Below are 15,077 nucleotides of genomic sequence, written 5' to 3'. Positions count from 1 at the left end.
CTAAATCCGGGAAGCCGCAAAGATCGCCGGCGCGGGGCCCTCGCCCGTGGCAAGGTCCGCGAGGATCCGGCCCACCACCGGCGTGAACTTGAAGCCGTGGCCGGCGAAGCCCGCCCCGATGATCACGGGCCCGACCCGGTCCAGCACGAAGTTGTGGTCCGGTGCGGTGGTGTAGGTGCAGCTGATATCGGTCATCGCGTCGGCGTCCACGCCGGGCAGCCAGTCCCGAGCGTATTGCTGGAGGGCTGCGCGCTGGCGCGGTTCGGGCAGGTAGGACCTCCGGTCCGGGTCCACCACCGGGCCGACGCCGTGCCAGCCCGCCTTGACGCCCTCGCCCGGGGTCAGCATGCCGTACACGGGGGAGTAAAAGCCCGCGTAGTCCCCGCCCTCGCCGGGGAAGTGGTTGAACCCGGGCCAGGTGGCGCCGTCGTCGGTGATGCCGAAGTGGGCCGGCTGCTCCTGCGTGACCGTCAGGCGCGGGGTCGGGATCGAACCTGCCAGCAGCTTGGAGGTCCAGCCGCCCGCGGTGACCACCGCCTGCCGGGCGGTGAGTACCTCCGTCCGGCCGCCGTCGTCCACGGTCAGCCGGACGCCGTCGTCGAGTATTTCCAGCCCCACAACCGCCACGCCGTGCCGGATTGATGCGCCGTTCCCGGCCGCGAGCCGCTGAAACGCCGGAAGGACGGCCTCGGGATTGAGCTGGCCGCCGTCGGGCATGTGGAGAACCTGCTGGTCGAAGCGGATGCCGCTCCAGCGCTCGCCGGCTTCAGCGAGCGGAACGAAGTCCGCCCGGAGGCCGGCGCTGTTCAGTGCCGCGTGGATCTCGCCGAGGCGCGGGTCGGGGCCGTGGTTGACGACGCCGGTGCGCGCCAGCAGCCGCTCGCCGCTCGCGTCTTCGAGCTCGGCCCAGAGCTTCAGTGTTTCGGCCAGCATGGCCACGTACTCCGGCTCGGCGTAGGCGAGGCTAAGGTTCCGGGTGGCGCCGTGCGAGGCGCCCTTGTGGTGGCCGGGCGTGAACTGCTCGAGCAGGGTCACGTCGCGCCCGCGGTCGGCCAGCGCCCAGGCGGCAGCGGACCCCATGGCTCCGCCTCCGATGATCACGGTGTCCAGGGTGGTGTTCAAGGTTTCCTCCAGTTCGGGCGGCAGCGGCGGAGCGGATGGGGACGGGGCGGCAGTTATGCGAGAAGCAGGGCCACACCGATCATCGCAGGCACAGCCACGATGGTGGTGATCAGGACGGTGTCCTTCGCGACGGTAAGCCCGGCCTTGTACCGGCTGGCGGCGACGAAAACATTCTGCGCGGTGGGCAGGGCTGACGTGACCACGACGGCGAACAGCGCCGGGCCGTCCAGACTGAGGGCGAAGCGCGCAAAGAGATACGCGATGGCCGGGTGGACGAAGAGCTTGAAGCCGCTGGCCAGCAGGGCATCAGTTCTCCGGCCGGCGGCCGCCTGCAGCGGCTTCGACCCGTTCAGGCTCATGCCGAAGGCCATCAGCATGGCCGGAATTGCGGCGCCGCCGATCAGGTGGATCGGTTCCAGGAGCAGCGGCGGGAGCTGCCATCCCGTTCCGGCGACCAGCAGCCCAAGGGCCGAACCCACAATCATGGGGTTTTTCAGGATCAGCATGACGAACCGCAGCGGGGTGGTGCGGTGCGAGCTGGTGGTGGCATCAAGGGCCATGAGAAACATCGGCGTGAAAAACGCGAGCTGGAAGATCAGCAGGGGAGCGACATGGCTGGCATCACCGAGGACGTACACGGCAATCGGGATGCCCAGATTGGCGGAGTTTGCCAGTGAGGCGCTCATGGATGACATCAGCGATTCCGGGACGGTCCGCTTGAGCAGGAATCTGACGATGACAAAGAACAGTGCGGCGGTGGTGGCGGCGCCAACCGCTGCCACGAGGAGCGGTGCGGCGAAAACTTCACGCAGGCTTGCCCTGCTCAGCGTCTCGAAGAGCAGCGCGGGGCTGGCTACGAAGAAGGTCAGCCCGCTCAGGACCTGGCGGGCATTCTCGCCCAGGATTTTGCGCCTGCCCACGAACATGCCCACCAGAATGATGGACCAGACCACGAAAAAGCCTGCGAGAACGCCTAGCACGGGGTTGCCGAAGGGATTGCCGCCGGAGGCAGGCGGCTAAGGCAGGGGGTGGCGTCCACCATCCCAGCCTAATCAGATTTATTCAGCCGGGCGTCACCTTGTGGCAGGGATCTCGCCGCTGTGCCGGGTCCGTCCTGGCCAGCGGCCTGCGATGGCCTTAGCTCAGCGCAGCGTTGTTGAGCGCGAACGGCGGCCGCAGCAGGCCCGGGGTGAGGCCTTCGGCGGGGTCGTTGCCCAACTGGATGATGCGGTTGTCCTTGTCCACGTGGACAACCTTGGGCTCGTAGGCCTTGGCTTCGTCGGTGGTCATCTGCGCATATGTGATCAGAATGACGGTGTCGTTCTCGTGCACCAGATGGGCTGCGGGGCCGTTGATTCCGATGACGCCGGAACCGCGCTCGCCGGCGATGGTGTAGGTCTCGAGGCGGGCACCGTTGGTGACGTCCACAATGGCCACGAGCTCGCCGGGCAGGATGTCTGCAGCATCGAGCAGGTCCAGGTCAACGGTGACCGAACCCACGTAGTGCAGGTCCGCGTGCGTGACAGTGGCCCGGTGGATTTTGGACTTAAACATTGTGCGATTCATAACGTCAACAGTCTAACGCCGGGGTCAACGCTTGGCTGTGAGCCAGGGAACATCTGCTAAACCGCTTCTCCGCCTTCTCTGGCGGCGGCTGGTCTTTCTGTTGCCTCTGCCGCAACGGCTGCTGCTCCCGCCGGGGCGCCGGAGGCGTCTGCTCCGGTATCGATTTCCTGGGCTGCCGCAATTGAGGCGGCGGTGGAGGCAAGGATTTCGCGGGCCGCAAGGATGGCGGGCCGCTGCGCGCCGGAGCGCCGTACGGAAGTGAAGACCGTCCGCCGGGGCTTGCCGGGAAGGTCCAGCAGTTGGGCCGTTGTGCCCCGGCCGGTCCATACCAGGTCCGGCATCAGGGCGACGGCGTTCCCCGACTCGATCAGGCGGATCTGGGCCTGGAGGTCTGCTGTTTCAAAGCGGACGTCGGGCTCGAAGCCCGCACTCCGGCAGGCCTGTTCCGCCCAGTGGCGTGAGGCCGCGCCGCGCGGTTCCATCACCCAGGGCATCTCCGCCGTGTCCGCGAGCGAGTCGACGTTCGGCCTGCCCTCGGCGGCCGGCGGCACCGCGAGGCGGATCGCGTCACTCGTGAGGCGGACGCGGTCCAGCTCGGGGTAGCGGGGCGCGGCGTGGCCGGGGTACTGCTCGGCGATGACCAGGTCGAAGTCACGGGCCCATGTCTCATGCAGTGCCGTCTCGGGCTCGCGCTGAGTCATTTCTATCCGGACCTCGGGATAGGTCGCGGCGAGGCGGGTCAGCGCGTCCGGCATGAGTGCCAGCGCCGCGGACTGGAAGACGGCGATCCGCACGGTGCCGGAGACGGTGGTCAGGGACGCGGCCAGGTCAGCCTCGGCCTGCTCCAGGGTTTCCAGCAAGTGCGCTGTATGCGCCACCAGAACCTCAGCCTGCGGGGTCAGCTGCACGCGGCGGCCTGTTTTTCTCAGCAGTTCCACGCCCACTTCCTTCTCAAGCAGGGCCAATTGTTGGGAGACTGAGGATGGACTGTACTGCAGGGCTGCGGCTACCTCGGCGAGCGTGCCCCGGATTTTCAGCTCGCGGAGCAGCCTCAACCGGCGAACATCAAGCATGGGCTGTTCCTTGGGTTGCACGAATGGATAGCTCGACTAATGAATACTGGTTAGAAGTATGCACTTTATCTAATGCAACACTGCTTGCATACTAAACAGATTGAGTTATCCCCATCACAGGGCGAAATGGTGGGGCCGCACCTACGCAGGAGTCCCGATGAGTACAACAGATCCATCGCAGTCAATCTTGAGGCGGAAGCCAATTGACGACATCGAAGTAGAGAATAAGCACAGCGGGCTATTCAAGTCCCTCGGGCTGTGGCAATTGACCGCCATCGGCGTCGGCGGCATTATCGGCGTCGGCATCTTCTCGCTGGCCGGCCTCGTGGCGCACGGCGCTGCCGACACGCCCGGCGTCGGGCCTGCGGTGTTGATTTCCTTCCTGATCGCCGGCCTGGCCTCGGCTGCCGCGGCGCTCTCCTACGCAGAATTCGCGGGCATGATCCCGCGAGCGGGCTCGGCATACACCTACGGCTACGTAGCGCTGGGCGAAATCATCGGCTGGTTCATCGGCTGGGACCTGCTGCTGGAGTACATTGCCATCGTGGCTGTGGTGGCCATCGGCATTTCGGGCTACTTCGACGCCTTCCTCTCCGGCATCGGAATTCATATGCCGGTCTGGATGACGTCGACGCCGGACGAGGGGAAGGCGGGCATCATCAACCTTCCCGCCATCCTTGTCTGCCTGCTCGTGACCTGGATCCTCTCCCGCGGCACCAAGACTTTCGGCCGGTTTGAACTGATTGCCGTTGCCATCAAGGTTGTCCTGATCCTGTTCATCATCGGGTTGGGTGTCTTCTACATCAACACCGAGAACTTCAACCCGTTCATGCCCAGCGGCTTCGGACCGGTCTTGGCAGGATCGGCAACCGTGTTCTTCGCGGTGTTCGGGTACGACGCCATGAGTACGGCGGCCGAAGAGGCGACCGACGGCAAGAAGCACATGCCCAAGGCGATCATCCTGTCCCTCATCATCGCCATGCTGCTCTACGTGGCCGCCACCCTCGTGCTCACCGGCATGCAGAACTACAAGGACATCGATCCCGCCGCTGGCTTCGCCTCGGCGTTCCAGGGTGTCGGCCTGCCCGTCATCGCCACCATCATCTCCGTTTTCGCCGTGCTGTCCATCCTCACCGTGATGCTCACGTTCCTCCTTGGCGTTACCCGCGTGTGGTTCTCCATGAGCCGCGACGGGCTCCTCCCGGGCTGGTTCTCGAAGACGGACCGGCACGGTACGCCGCAGCGCGTGACCTGGATCGGCGGCATCGCCTCGGCGCTGCTGGCCGGTGTGTTCCCCATCAAGGCCGTCGCCGACCTCACCAACATCGGCATCCTCGCCGCGTTCGTGGTGGTCTGCGTGTCCGTGATCATCTTCCGCTACACCAAGCCGGAGGCGCCCCGGACCTTCCGTCTGCCGCTGATGCCGGTGGTCCCCGCATTCGGCGTCCTGGCCTCGGCCTTCCTGATGTTCCAGCTGCACTGGGAGACCTGGCTGCGCTTCGGCATCTGGCTCGTGATCGGCCTGGTGATTTACTTCGGCTACGGCAAGCGGCACTCGCTGATGAACCCGAACAGCCCGCGGCACGACGAAGCTGTGAAGATGCACACGCAGGTGTAGACCACCCACCTCTTGCGCGTTTCCGACGAACCCTTCCGCACCTCAGGTGCGGGAGGGTTTTGGTTTAAGCGACGAATGGTGAGGACGCGTCTGGGTTGAAGCGACGAAAGGTGAGGATGCGTCTGGGTTGAAGCGACGAAAGGTGAGGATGCGTCTGGGTTGAAGCGGCGAAAGGTGAGGACGCGTTTGGGTTGAAGCGGCGAAAGGTGAGGACGCGTTTGGGTTTAAGCGGCGAAAGGTGAGGACGCGTTGGAGGTCTTCAGACGCTCCATCAGTTCCTGCAGAAATTCTCCCGACGCGTCCTCACGTCCTGCGGGGATTCTTCCGACGCGTCCTCACGTCCTGCGGGGATTCTGCCAACGCCTCCTCACGTCCTGCGGGGCCCTTAGCAGCGCCGCTATCGGGCGTCTTGCGGAGATACAGAACGATCGTTATTTCTAATGTGTATTGCTAAGGAAAGATCGCTTTATCTTAAGGGAAGCGAGGCTCATACTGATGAATAAGACGATCCCATCGCACTGAAAGAACGAGGAAAGCCATGACCAACACCGCCACGGATCACCGCGTGCAGGCAGGCAAGGACGCCGCTGTAGCCGGCGCCGTCGCCACCCCCTCGGCAGGGTCCGACGTCGCCGAAGCGACCGCCCTGGCCACTGACGCAATCGCCCTCGTCCGCCGCTGGCTGACCGAAGCGGCGAAGATGCCCGTCGATGCTTCCGCCGAGCAGCTCGCCGGCGTCCTGAAGGACCCCAACGGACTGGACTTCACCGTGGGCTTCGTCGACGGCGTGGTCCGTCCCGAGGACCTGCACGTCGCTGCCCGCAACCTCGCCGCCCTCGCCCCGAAGGTTCCCGCCTTCCTGCCCTGGTACATGCGCCGCGCTGTCCAGGCGGGCGGCCTCATGGCCCCGGTTCTGCCGCAGGTTGTCATTCCCGTGGCCCGCAAGGTCCTCCGCGAGATGGTGGGCCACCTCATCGTTGACGCCACCGACTCCAAGCTGGGCCCGGCCATTGCCAAGATCCGCAAGGACGGCATCAAGCTCAACGTGAACCTGCTCGGCGAGGCCGTGCTCGGCGAGCACGAGGCCTCCCGCCGGCTCGAGGGAACCCACACCCTGCTGGCCCGCCCGGACGTGGACTACGTCTCCATCAAGGTGTCTTCCACGGTGGCCCCGCACTCCGCCTGGGCCTTCGACGAGGCCGTGGAGCACGTCGTCGAGAAGCTCACCCCGCTCTTCGCCCGCGCCGCTTCCTACTCCGCCGCCGGTCAAAAGAACAAGTTCATCAACCTGGACATGGAGGAGTACAAGGACCTGGACATGACCATCGCGGTCTTCACCCGGATCCTGGACAAGCCCGAGTTCAAGAACCTGGAAGCCGGCATCGTGCTCCAGGCCTACCTCCCGGACGCGCTCGCCGCCATGATCCGGCTGCAGGACTGGGCCGCCGCGCGCCGCGCTGACGGCGGCGCGGCCATCAAGGTCCGCGTGGTCAAGGGCGCCAACCTTCCCATGGAGCAGGTGGAGTCCTCGCTGCACGACTGGCCGCTGGCCACGTGGGGCACCAAGCTCGACTCGGACATCAACTACAAGCGCGTCATCAACTACGCGCTGCACCCGGACCGGATCGGCAACATCCGCATCGGCGTCGCCGGGCACAACCTGTTCGACATCGCCTTCGCCTGGCTGCTGGCCAAGCAGCGCGGCGTCGAGTCGGGCATCGAATTCGAGATGCTGCTCGGCATGGCGCAGGGCCAGGCCGAGGCGGTCAAGAAGGACGTCGGCTCTCTGCTGCTCTACACGCCCGTGGTGCACCCGGCCGAATTCGACGTCGCCATCGCCTACCTGATCCGCCGCCTCGAAGAGGGCGCGAGCCAGGAAAACTTCATGTCCGCAGTCTTCGAACTCAGCGAGAACGAGGGATTGTTCGAGCGCGAAAAGCAGCGCTTCCTGTCCTCCCTTAACGAGCTCGACGACGAGGTGCCGCCGCCCAACCGCGTGCAGAACCGCAGCCTCCCGGCAGAGCTGATGCCCCGCACCGGCTTCCAGAACACCCCGGACACGGACCCGTCCCTGCCCGCCAACCGCGACTGGGGCCGGGCCATCCTGGACCGCGTCCCGACGTCGACCCTGGGCAGCGCCTCCGTTGAGGCCGCCACCATCACCGACGCGGACACCCTCAACACCGTGATTGCCACGGCCGTCGAAAAGGGCAAGGCCTGGGGTGCGCTCACCGGCGCCGAACGTGCCGAAATCCTGCACCGGGCCGGCGACGTCCTCGAGGCCCGCCGCGCCGACCTGCTCGAGGTCATGGCCAGCGAGACCGGCAAGACCATCGACCAGGGCGACCCCGAAATCAGCGAGGCCGTGGACTTCGCCCACTACTACGCCGAGTCCGCCCGCAAGCTGGACCAGGTCGACGGCGCCACCTTCGTTCCGGCGAAGCTCACCGTGGTCACCCCGCCGTGGAACTTCCCGGTGGCCATCCCCGCCGGTTCCACGCTCGCGGCACTCGCCGCCGGCTCCGCCGTCGTGATCAAGCCTGCCAAGCAGGCCCGCCGCAGCGGCGCCGTGATGATCGAGGCGCTGTGGGAGGCCGGCGTGCCCCGCGACGTGCTCACCATGGTCCAGCTGGGCGAACGTGAGCTCGGCCAGCAGCTGATCTCCCACCCGGCCGTGGACCGCGTGATCCTGACCGGCGGCTACGAAACCGCCGAGCTGTTCCGCTCCTTCCGCAAGGACCTGCCGCTGCTCGCGGAGACCAGCGGCAAGAACGCCATCATCGTCACCCCCAGCGCTGACCTGGACCTTGCCGCGAAGGACGTTGCCTACTCGGCCTTTGGCCACGCCGGACAGAAGTGCTCCGCCGCATCACTGGTGATCCTGGTGGGCTCGGTTGCCAAGTCCAAGCGGTTCCACAACCAGCTGATCGACGCCGTCACCTCCCTGAAGGTCGGTTACCCGGAGGACCCCACCAGCCAGATGGGTCCGATCATTGAGCCGGCGAAGGGCAAGCTGCTCAACGCGCTGACCACCCTCGGCGCCGGCGAGAACTGGGCCGTCGAGCCGAAGAAGCTGGACGAGGCCGGCCGGCTCTGGAGCCCGGGCGTGCGCTACGGCGTCAAGCGCGGTTCCTACTTCCACCTGACCGAGTTCTTCGGTCCCGTCCTCGGCGTCATGACCGCGGACACCCTGGAAGAGGCCATCGCCATCCAGAACCAGATCGAGTACGGCCTCACCGCCGGCCTGCACTCCCTCAACACCGATGAACTGGGGCTGTGGCTGGACACCATCCAGGCCGGCAACCTCTACATCAACCGCGGCATCACCGGTGCCATTGTGCAGCGCCAGCCGTTCGGCGGCTGGAAGAAGTCCGCAGTTGGCGCCGGCACCAAGGCGGGCGGCCCCAACTACCTCGCCGGCCTCGGCGACTGGACCAGCACCGAGAGCACCCAGGGCGCCGCGGCGGGCATCGCCAACCGCAGGGTGCAGCGGCTCGTGGACGCCGTGAAGGGCGAACTCAGCGCTGCTGACCTTGAGGCTCTGCAGCGGGCGCTCGGCTCCGACGCCCTCGCCTGGGCGGACGAATTCGGCACCGCCAAGGACGTCTCGGGCCTGAGCGCCGAGCGGAACATCTTCCGCTACCGTGCGCTCCCGGTCACCGTCCGGCTGTCCGACGGCGAATCCCTCCGTGCGCTCGTCCGGACAGTAGCCGCCGGCGTACTTGCCGGTGCCCCGGTTACTGTTTCGTCCGGCGTCGAACTTCCCGCCCAGCTGCGTGCGGTACTTACCGGGCTGGACATCCCCGTGACGGTGGAGGACGACGCCGCGTGGCTGGCATCCGCCGGCCGTCTCGCCGCGGCGGACAAGCTGTCCGGCGGACGCATCCGCCTGATCGGCGGCTCCGCAGCTGACCTGGCCGAAGCGACCGGCGGCCGTCCGGACCTGGCCATCTACGCCCACGAGGTGACGGAGGCGGGCCGCATCGAAATGCTGCCGTTCCTGCACGAGCAGGCCGTCAGCATCACGGCCCACCGGTTCGGCACGCCGAACCACCTCTCCGATTCACTGATCTAGGGGAGCCGCTGATCCAGCGACTCTGACCGGGCAAAGAGAACGGGCGGGCACCCACAAGGTGCCCGCCCGTTCTGTTGTCTTTGCTGTCTAGCTTTTTGCTGCTTAGCCCAGATACCAGCCGGGTGGAGCCCACGACGCGGGAACGCTGTGTGCGGAGAAGTCCTCGCAGCGCGTGCAGGTGTACGCGACTTCGCCCAGTTTCCGGACGGTGCCGTCCTGGCGGTGCTTGGCCGGCACGAAGGACTCAAGGTAGATGAACTCGTCTGTTCCGCACTTTTCGCAGTTGGGCTGGCCAACGTATTCGGCGTCCACGGTCATGGAGTGGCGGGTATAACGGGGGTTTGCGGCTGTTGTCACGGCGTACCTATCCCGAACACACGGGCGTCATTACCAAGCATGTTCGTTATCGAAACCTGTGCATGTTATCGGCCGCTGCATGACCGCAACAGTCACAGCATAGGCCAGCTGCGAACCGTTATCAATCATTTTTGCTGCTGTACCCCGGCCCGGCGCGGCTCAAACAGGCTTCTTGAGGGTCCTTCCCATGATGGCCTGGGTCAGGGCGTCGATAACCTCGGCGTTCGCCAGCGGGTTCCTGATCAGCGTGAAATCGACGTCCCCCACCGGCGGCAGCTCGAAGCGGCGGGTAATGATTTTCAGGTCCTCGGGAACCAGCGAGGACGGCATCACGGCCACCCCGATGCCGGCGCGGACTGCCGCCAGCACGCCGCTGATCTGCTTGGTGGTGCAGGTGATGCGCCAGGTCCGGCCCACGGATTCGAGTGCGTCGATGGCAAGCTTGCGACTCAGGCTGGGCGCGGGATAGGCGATCAGCGGCACCGGATGGCCGGGTTCCAGCGCTGTCTGTTCGAGGCCCACCCAGGAAAACGTGTCGTGCTGGACCACCGTGCCGTCCTTGGCCCCGGCCACCCACTTCACGAACACGAGGTCCAGCTGGCCGGAATTCAGGCGCTTGTACAGCTGGTCACTCTGTCCGACGGTGAGCTCGAGGTTGATCTGTGGGTAGATCTGCCGGAACTCGCGCAGGATGCGCGGCAGGCCGGTGATGGCAAGGTCATCGGCCGTGCCGAAGCGCAGCCGCCCGCGCATGGCCGAACCTGAAAAGTATCGGGCCGCGGCATCGTGGGCCGCGAGGATGCTCCGCGCGAAACCGGCCATGGCATCGCCGTTGTCCGTCAGCCTGACGTCCCTCGTGTCCCGGCTGATCAGCGTCCGTTTCGCGGCGGCTTCGAGCTTGCGCACGTGCTGGCTGACCGTCGGCTGGGCCAGGCCCAGGCGCTCTGCCGCCTTGGTGAAGCTCAGCGTTTCGGCCACGGCGAGGAACGATCGGAGCTGGGCCGGTTCGAACATGCGTCCTCCTTCCGCCGCGAATCATTACGTTCGGCAATGATAGTTATAGGAGCAATAGTCCTCCACAATTGAAGGTGGGCGCCATAGCGTTGAGGACATCCCCGCCGGCCCGCTCACCTGAGGAACCCCTGTGACACCCCCACCGCCGCCACTGGCCACCGTCACCCAGCCCGTCGCCGTCGTCAGTGAACGCCTTCCGTGGCGCCACACCTTCATCTCACTCCGGGTTTCCAACTTCCGCCTCTTCGCCATGGGCCACTTCATTGCCGTTATTGCCATCTGGATGCAGCGGATTGCCCAGGACTGGCTGGTGCTCCAGCTCTCTGGCTCCGTCACCGCCGTCGGCTTCACCGTGGCACTGCAGTTCCTGCCATCGCTTCTGCTGGGACCGTGGGGCGGGATGGTGGCGGACCGGTTCTCCAAGCGCAAAATCCTCATTCTGTGCCAGTCGGCCGCGGCTGTCCTCGCCGCGGCGCTCGCCGCCCTGGCGCTCAGCGGGATGATTGAGGTCTGGCACGTCTACGTCATCGCGCTGGTACTTGGCCTGGTCACCGTGCTGGACCAGCCGGCCCGGCAGGTGTTCGTCCATGAACTGGTGGGGCCGCGGTATCTGCGCAACGCCATCAGCGTGAACTCGACGACGTTCCAGCTGGGCGGCCTGATCGGTCCGGCGATCGCCGGGGTGCTGCTGACTGCTGTCGGCGCCGGCTGGGCCTTCGCTGCCAACGCCGCGGCGTGCTGCTCCACTGTGGCCATGCTCCTGCTGCTGCGGCGCGACGAGCTGTTCGTCAGCGCGCCGGCACCCAAGTCCAAGGGCATGCTGCGGGAGGGGCTGCGGTACGCGCTGAGCAAGCCCACCATCTACTGGCCGTGGCTCATGGTGGGCTTCATCTCCGTGTTCGCCATGAGCCTGCCGGTGCTGCTCGCTGCCTTCGCGGACCGCGTGTACGGAATCGGCGCAGGCGGCTACGGCATGCTTAATGCGCTCGTGGCACTCGGGGCGCTGACCGGGGCGGTCGCCTCCACCCGGCGGCGGCAGCTGCGGCTCCGGTCCGTTGTCCTGGCGGCCGGCATGTACGGGCTGATGCTGTGCCTTTCCGCCGCCGTGCCCACCCTTCCGCTCTTCGGCGCCGCGCTGGTGCTGTCCGGCTTCTGGTGCCTGATGTTCCTGACCGCATCCAACCAGCTCGTGCAGACCAGCTCCAACATGGGCATCCGCGGCCGCGTGATGAGCCTGTACATCATGGTGCTGATCGGCGGCCAGGCCCTCGGCGGACCCATGATCGGTTTCATCGCCGAACACGTGGATCCGCACACCGGCCTGCTGGTGGCGGGAGGGGTGCCGGCGCTCGCGGCGGCGACTGTCGGCGTCGTGCTTGCCCGCAAAGGTGAGCTGACGCTGAAGGTGGACCTGCGGAACCGGCGGGGACTGCTGCGGGTGATGCGCCGGGCGGCGTGACGCCGGAGGCGGCGCATTCAAGGGGGGTTTGGAGCGGCTGACGGGAATCGAACCCGCGTATCAAGCTTGGGAAGCTAGCGCTCTACCATTGAGCTACAGCCGCAGTCGCACCGGAAACTGCCCGGGGCAGAACCTAGCTTAGCGCAGTTGTGCGGCGTCGCCGGCCATCTGAATCCCGACCCGGGGCGCGTCGGCAAACCCATCCACGGATGCTCCCGTAACTGTTCGGTAAAGGCCCGGCCGGTGCGCGGCCGCGGGCCGGTACAGGTGACTATCCTGAATCTCGTTAGTTGCAGTACAGGGGAACGGGCTACGCAAGGCAGGGCCCGACGTCGGATAAGGATCCCCATGGCAGGTGCAGAACACGAGGTCCTCGTTGCGCGCGACGCCATGACGGTCTACTCGTTCCTCCTGGACGGCGCCAATCTCCCGAGATGGCAGACCGACGTCCGGAGCGTAGGGCTCAGTTCGGGCAGCACCGGCAGCATGGGAGCCGGGTACCAGGTGACCATGGACGGTCCGCGGGGCCGCCCCGTGGCGCGCGATTACCAGATCACGCAGGCGCGGCCCGGCGCAGAAATCCAGTTCCAGGTGGTGTCCGGCCCGTCCCTCCTGCGCGGCGGTTTCTACCTCAGCACCGAGAGCGCCGGAACCCGGGTGCGGTTCGCGCTGGAGGCCCCGTCGAAGAGTTTCTGGAGCTTTGTCCACCCGGCATATCGGGGCCGGCTCAGGGCGGCGGTGCGGCAGCTGGAGAAGCTGCCCGGCGTCATCGAAGGACGGACGACGGCGGACTGAGACCCCGCTTTTCCGCTTGAGCTTTTGTCCAGATATCACGGGTTAAAGGGCCTTTTGCGGCCAATATCTGGACAAAAACTCCAGGGAATCGTTCCCGGGCGCGCTTACTTGGCCAGCCATTTGTCGTGGCGTAGCCAGCAGGGCAGGGCAGGGGAGCGGTAACGGTATTTTGGCAATGGTATTTTTGACGGTGTGCTGATCTCTGACCGCGACATTCGTGCCGAAATTGATTCCGAGCGGATCGTCCTCGATCCGTTCGATGCCGCGATGGTCCAGCCGTCCTCGGTGGATGTCCGGATCGACCGCTTCTTCCGGCTCTTCGACAACCACAAATACGCCCACATCGACCCCGCTGAGGATCAGCCCGACCTGACCCGGCTGGTGGAGGTGGAGGAGGGCGAAGCGTTCATCCTGCACCCCGGTGAGTTTGTGCTCGGCTCCACGTACGAGACCGTCTCGCTGCCGGACGACATCGCCGCGCGCCTTGAGGGCAAGTCCTCGCTGGGCCGCCTCGGCCTGCTGACGCACTCGACGGCCGGCTTCATCGACCCCGGCTTCTCCGGACACGTCACGCTGGAGCTGTCCAACATGGCCACGCTGCCCATCAAGCTCTGGCCCGGCATGAAAATCGGCCAGCTCTGCTTCTTCAGGCTGACGTCCGCTGCCGAGTACCCCTACGGCTCCGGCGAGTACGGCAACCGTTACCAGGGCCAGCGCGGGCCCACCGCCAGCCGCAGCCACCTGAACTTCCACCGCACGGACATCTAGCGCGGTTTTCGTCGGCCGGCACGCCGAGAGGTGAGATCTCGTCGCTTAGGCCGGGACCGGCTCCGGCCGCGCCGGGCGGGAGAACTTCTTGACGAGCGGCTCAATGTAGCGGGCAGCCAACGGGCCGAGGACCGCCATGATCAGGACGTAGGCCGTGGCCAGGGCGGCGAGTTCGGCCTCGACTACGCCGGACGTCACGGCGAGGCCAGCGATGACGATGGAGAACTCGCCGCGGGCTATCAGCGCAGCCCCTGCGCGGAAGCGACCCGGACGTGCGATGCCTGCATGCTTGGCGGCCCAGGCTCCGGTGATGATCTTGGTGGCGGCCGTGACAACCGCCAGGACAAGCGCCCAGGCCAGGACCGGCGGGATGGAGGCAGGGTCCGTGTTGAGTCCGAACGCCACGAAGAAAATGGCGGCGAACAGGTCACGCAGCGGCTCGAGGATCCGCGTTGCGCTGTGGGCCGTCGCGCCGGAGATGGCGATGCCGAGCATGAAGGCGCCCACTGCGGCGGACACCTGGAGCGCGGCCGCCACGCCGGACACGAGCAGCGCGGCGCCGAGCAGGTTGAGCAGGAAGACCTCCGAATTCTCGCTGTGCACGGCTTTGGAGACGTGGTGGCCGTGCCGCAGTGCCACCAGCAGCACCACGGTGACGACAGCCAGCGAGACGCCCACCGTCTGCATGCCGCCCAGGAAGCTGACCCCGGCGAGCGTGGCGGTGAGGATCGGCAGGTAGACCGCCATGGCCAGGTCCTCGAAAACCAGGATCGAGAGCACCACCGGGGTCTCCCTGTTACCGATACGGCCAAGGTCCGTGATGACCTTGGCCGCAATGCCCGATGACGATATATACGTCACCCCGCCCATAACCATGGCGCCGACAACTCCCCAGCCGAGCAGGACAGCCAGGGCGGCCCCGGGAACGAAGTTCAGGACGAAATCGAGGATTCCGGCTTTCCACGATCGGCGAAGGCCGGTCACAAGTTCGGTAGCCGTATATTCCAGACCGAGCATAAGCAGGAGCAGGATGACCCCGATCTCACCCGCCAGGTGGGAAAACTCCTTCATCCCGCTCAGTTCCACCACGCCGCCGGCACCGAAGCACAATCCACCCACCAGGTACAGCGGAATGGGGGACATCCCGATCCGCCCCGCCAGCCTCGCCAGCAGACCGAGGCAGAACACGACTGCCCCCAGTTCGATGAGCGTCAGGGCCACGCGGTCCAT

The 15,077-nt window shown here is 66.2% G+C and carries 12 protein-coding genes and 1 tRNA gene; 5 read left to right on the top strand and 8 right to left on the bottom strand.

All coding sequences use genetic code 11. The annotated features are described in order from the left end of the window. From ACHMXB_RS16005 to ACHMXB_RS15990, 4 genes are all read right to left on the bottom strand, one after another. Positions 1-1,122 (bottom strand): FAD-dependent oxidoreductase, encoded by a 1,122-nt coding sequence (locus ACHMXB_RS16005; protein ID WP_395399898.1) that lies wholly within the window; start codon positions 1,120-1,122, stop codon positions 1-3. A gap of 53 nt (positions 1,123-1,175) precedes the next feature. Further along, a complete protein-coding gene (locus ACHMXB_RS16000; protein WP_395399896.1) occupies positions 1,176-2,102 on the bottom strand; it encodes an AEC family transporter in 927 nt (308 codons plus the stop codon). A 157-nt stretch (positions 2,103-2,259) separates the two neighbouring features. Beyond that, positions 2,260-2,688, bottom strand: a complete 429-nt coding sequence (gene panD, locus ACHMXB_RS15995) for an aspartate 1-decarboxylase (RefSeq protein WP_190242970.1) — start codon at positions 2,686-2,688, stop codon at positions 2,260-2,262. A gap of 56 nt (positions 2,689-2,744) precedes the next feature. Further along, positions 2,745-3,761 (bottom strand): LysR substrate-binding domain-containing protein, encoded by a 1,017-nt coding sequence (locus ACHMXB_RS15990; protein WP_395399895.1) that lies wholly within the window; start codon positions 3,759-3,761, stop codon positions 2,745-2,747. A 157-nt stretch (positions 3,762-3,918) separates the two neighbouring features. Here ACHMXB_RS15990 and ACHMXB_RS15985 point away from each other — a divergent pair, with 157 nt between their 5' ends. Both ACHMXB_RS15985 and ACHMXB_RS15980 read left to right on the top strand, forming a co-directional pair. After that, positions 3,919-5,379 (top strand): amino acid permease, encoded by a 1,461-nt coding sequence (locus ACHMXB_RS15985; RefSeq protein WP_395399893.1) that lies wholly within the window; start codon positions 3,919-3,921, stop codon positions 5,377-5,379. 538 nt (positions 5,380-5,917) lie between these two features. Continuing rightward, positions 5,918-9,454 (top strand): bifunctional proline dehydrogenase/L-glutamate gamma-semialdehyde dehydrogenase, encoded by a 3,537-nt coding sequence (locus tag ACHMXB_RS15980; RefSeq protein WP_395399891.1) that lies wholly within the window; start codon positions 5,918-5,920, stop codon positions 9,452-9,454. 102 nt (positions 9,455-9,556) lie between these two features. Here the strand turns inward: ACHMXB_RS15980 and ACHMXB_RS15975 are convergent, their stop codons facing one another. Continuing rightward, positions 9,557-9,811, bottom strand: a complete 255-nt coding sequence (locus ACHMXB_RS15975; RefSeq protein ID WP_076803676.1) for a hypothetical protein — start codon at positions 9,809-9,811, stop codon at positions 9,557-9,559. Positions 9,812-9,970: 159 nt separating this feature from the next. Further along, positions 9,971-10,825, bottom strand: a complete 855-nt coding sequence (locus ACHMXB_RS15970; RefSeq protein ID WP_214845461.1) for a LysR family transcriptional regulator — start codon at positions 10,823-10,825, stop codon at positions 9,971-9,973. Between the two features lie 130 nt (positions 10,826-10,955). Between ACHMXB_RS15970 and ACHMXB_RS15965 the strand changes: the two genes are divergently transcribed. After that, positions 10,956-12,284, top strand: a complete 1,329-nt coding sequence (locus tag ACHMXB_RS15965) for an MFS transporter (RefSeq protein WP_395399888.1) — start codon at positions 10,956-10,958, stop codon at positions 12,282-12,284. A 29-nt stretch (positions 12,285-12,313) separates the two neighbouring features. Here ACHMXB_RS15965 and ACHMXB_RS15960 read toward each other — a convergent pair. After that, positions 12,314-12,387, bottom strand: a tRNA-Gly gene (locus ACHMXB_RS15960). Between the two features lie 245 nt (positions 12,388-12,632). Here ACHMXB_RS15960 and ACHMXB_RS15955 point away from each other — a divergent pair. Both ACHMXB_RS15955 and dcd read left to right on the top strand, forming a co-directional pair. Further along, positions 12,633-13,079 carry an SRPBCC family protein gene (locus ACHMXB_RS15955; RefSeq protein WP_395399886.1) on the top strand — a complete coding sequence of 149 codons (447 nt, stop codon included), beginning with the start codon at positions 12,633-12,635 and terminating at the stop codon, positions 13,077-13,079. A gap of 192 nt (positions 13,080-13,271) precedes the next feature. Then, positions 13,272-13,847, top strand: a complete 576-nt coding sequence (gene dcd / locus ACHMXB_RS15950) for a dCTP deaminase (protein ID WP_111902374.1) — start codon at positions 13,272-13,274, stop codon at positions 13,845-13,847. A gap of 45 nt (positions 13,848-13,892) precedes the next feature. Here dcd and ACHMXB_RS15945 read toward each other — a convergent pair whose 3' ends face one another. Beyond that, positions 13,893-15,077, bottom strand: coding sequence for a cation:proton antiporter (locus ACHMXB_RS15945; RefSeq protein ID WP_395399884.1), 1,185 nt, complete (start codon positions 15,075-15,077; stop codon positions 13,893-13,895).

Origin of the sequence: Arthrobacter sp. UC242_113 (assembly GCF_044054585.1) — a bacterium.
Taxonomy (GTDB): Bacteria; Actinomycetota; Actinomycetes; order Actinomycetales; family Micrococcaceae; genus Arthrobacter.
This window is presented reverse-complemented; position numbering and strand designations above follow the sequence as displayed.

Bases quoted from the DNA above. Each gene is read 5' to 3' on its own strand.
- ACHMXB_RS15955 (WP_395399886.1), top strand. From the start codon at position 12,633: ATGGCAGGTGCAGAACACGAGGTCCTCGTTGCGCGCGACGCCATGACG.
- panD (WP_190242970.1), bottom strand. From the start codon at position 2,688: ATGAATCGCACAATGTTTAAGTCCAAAATCCACCGGGCCACTGTCACG.
- ACHMXB_RS15945 (WP_395399884.1), bottom strand. From the start codon at position 15,077: ATGGACCGCGTGGCCCTGACGCTCATCGAACTGGGGGCAGTCGTGTTC.
- ACHMXB_RS15970 (WP_214845461.1), bottom strand. From the start codon at position 10,825: ATGTTCGAACCGGCCCAGCTCCGATCGTTCCTCGCCGTGGCCGAAACG.
- ACHMXB_RS15985 (WP_395399893.1), top strand. From the start codon at position 3,919: ATGAGTACAACAGATCCATCGCAGTCAATCTTGAGGCGGAAGCCAATT.
- ACHMXB_RS15990 (WP_395399895.1), bottom strand. From the start codon at position 3,761: ATGCTTGATGTTCGCCGGTTGAGGCTGCTCCGCGAGCTGAAAATCCGG.
- ACHMXB_RS15980 (WP_395399891.1), top strand. From the start codon at position 5,918: ATGACCAACACCGCCACGGATCACCGCGTGCAGGCAGGCAAGGACGCC.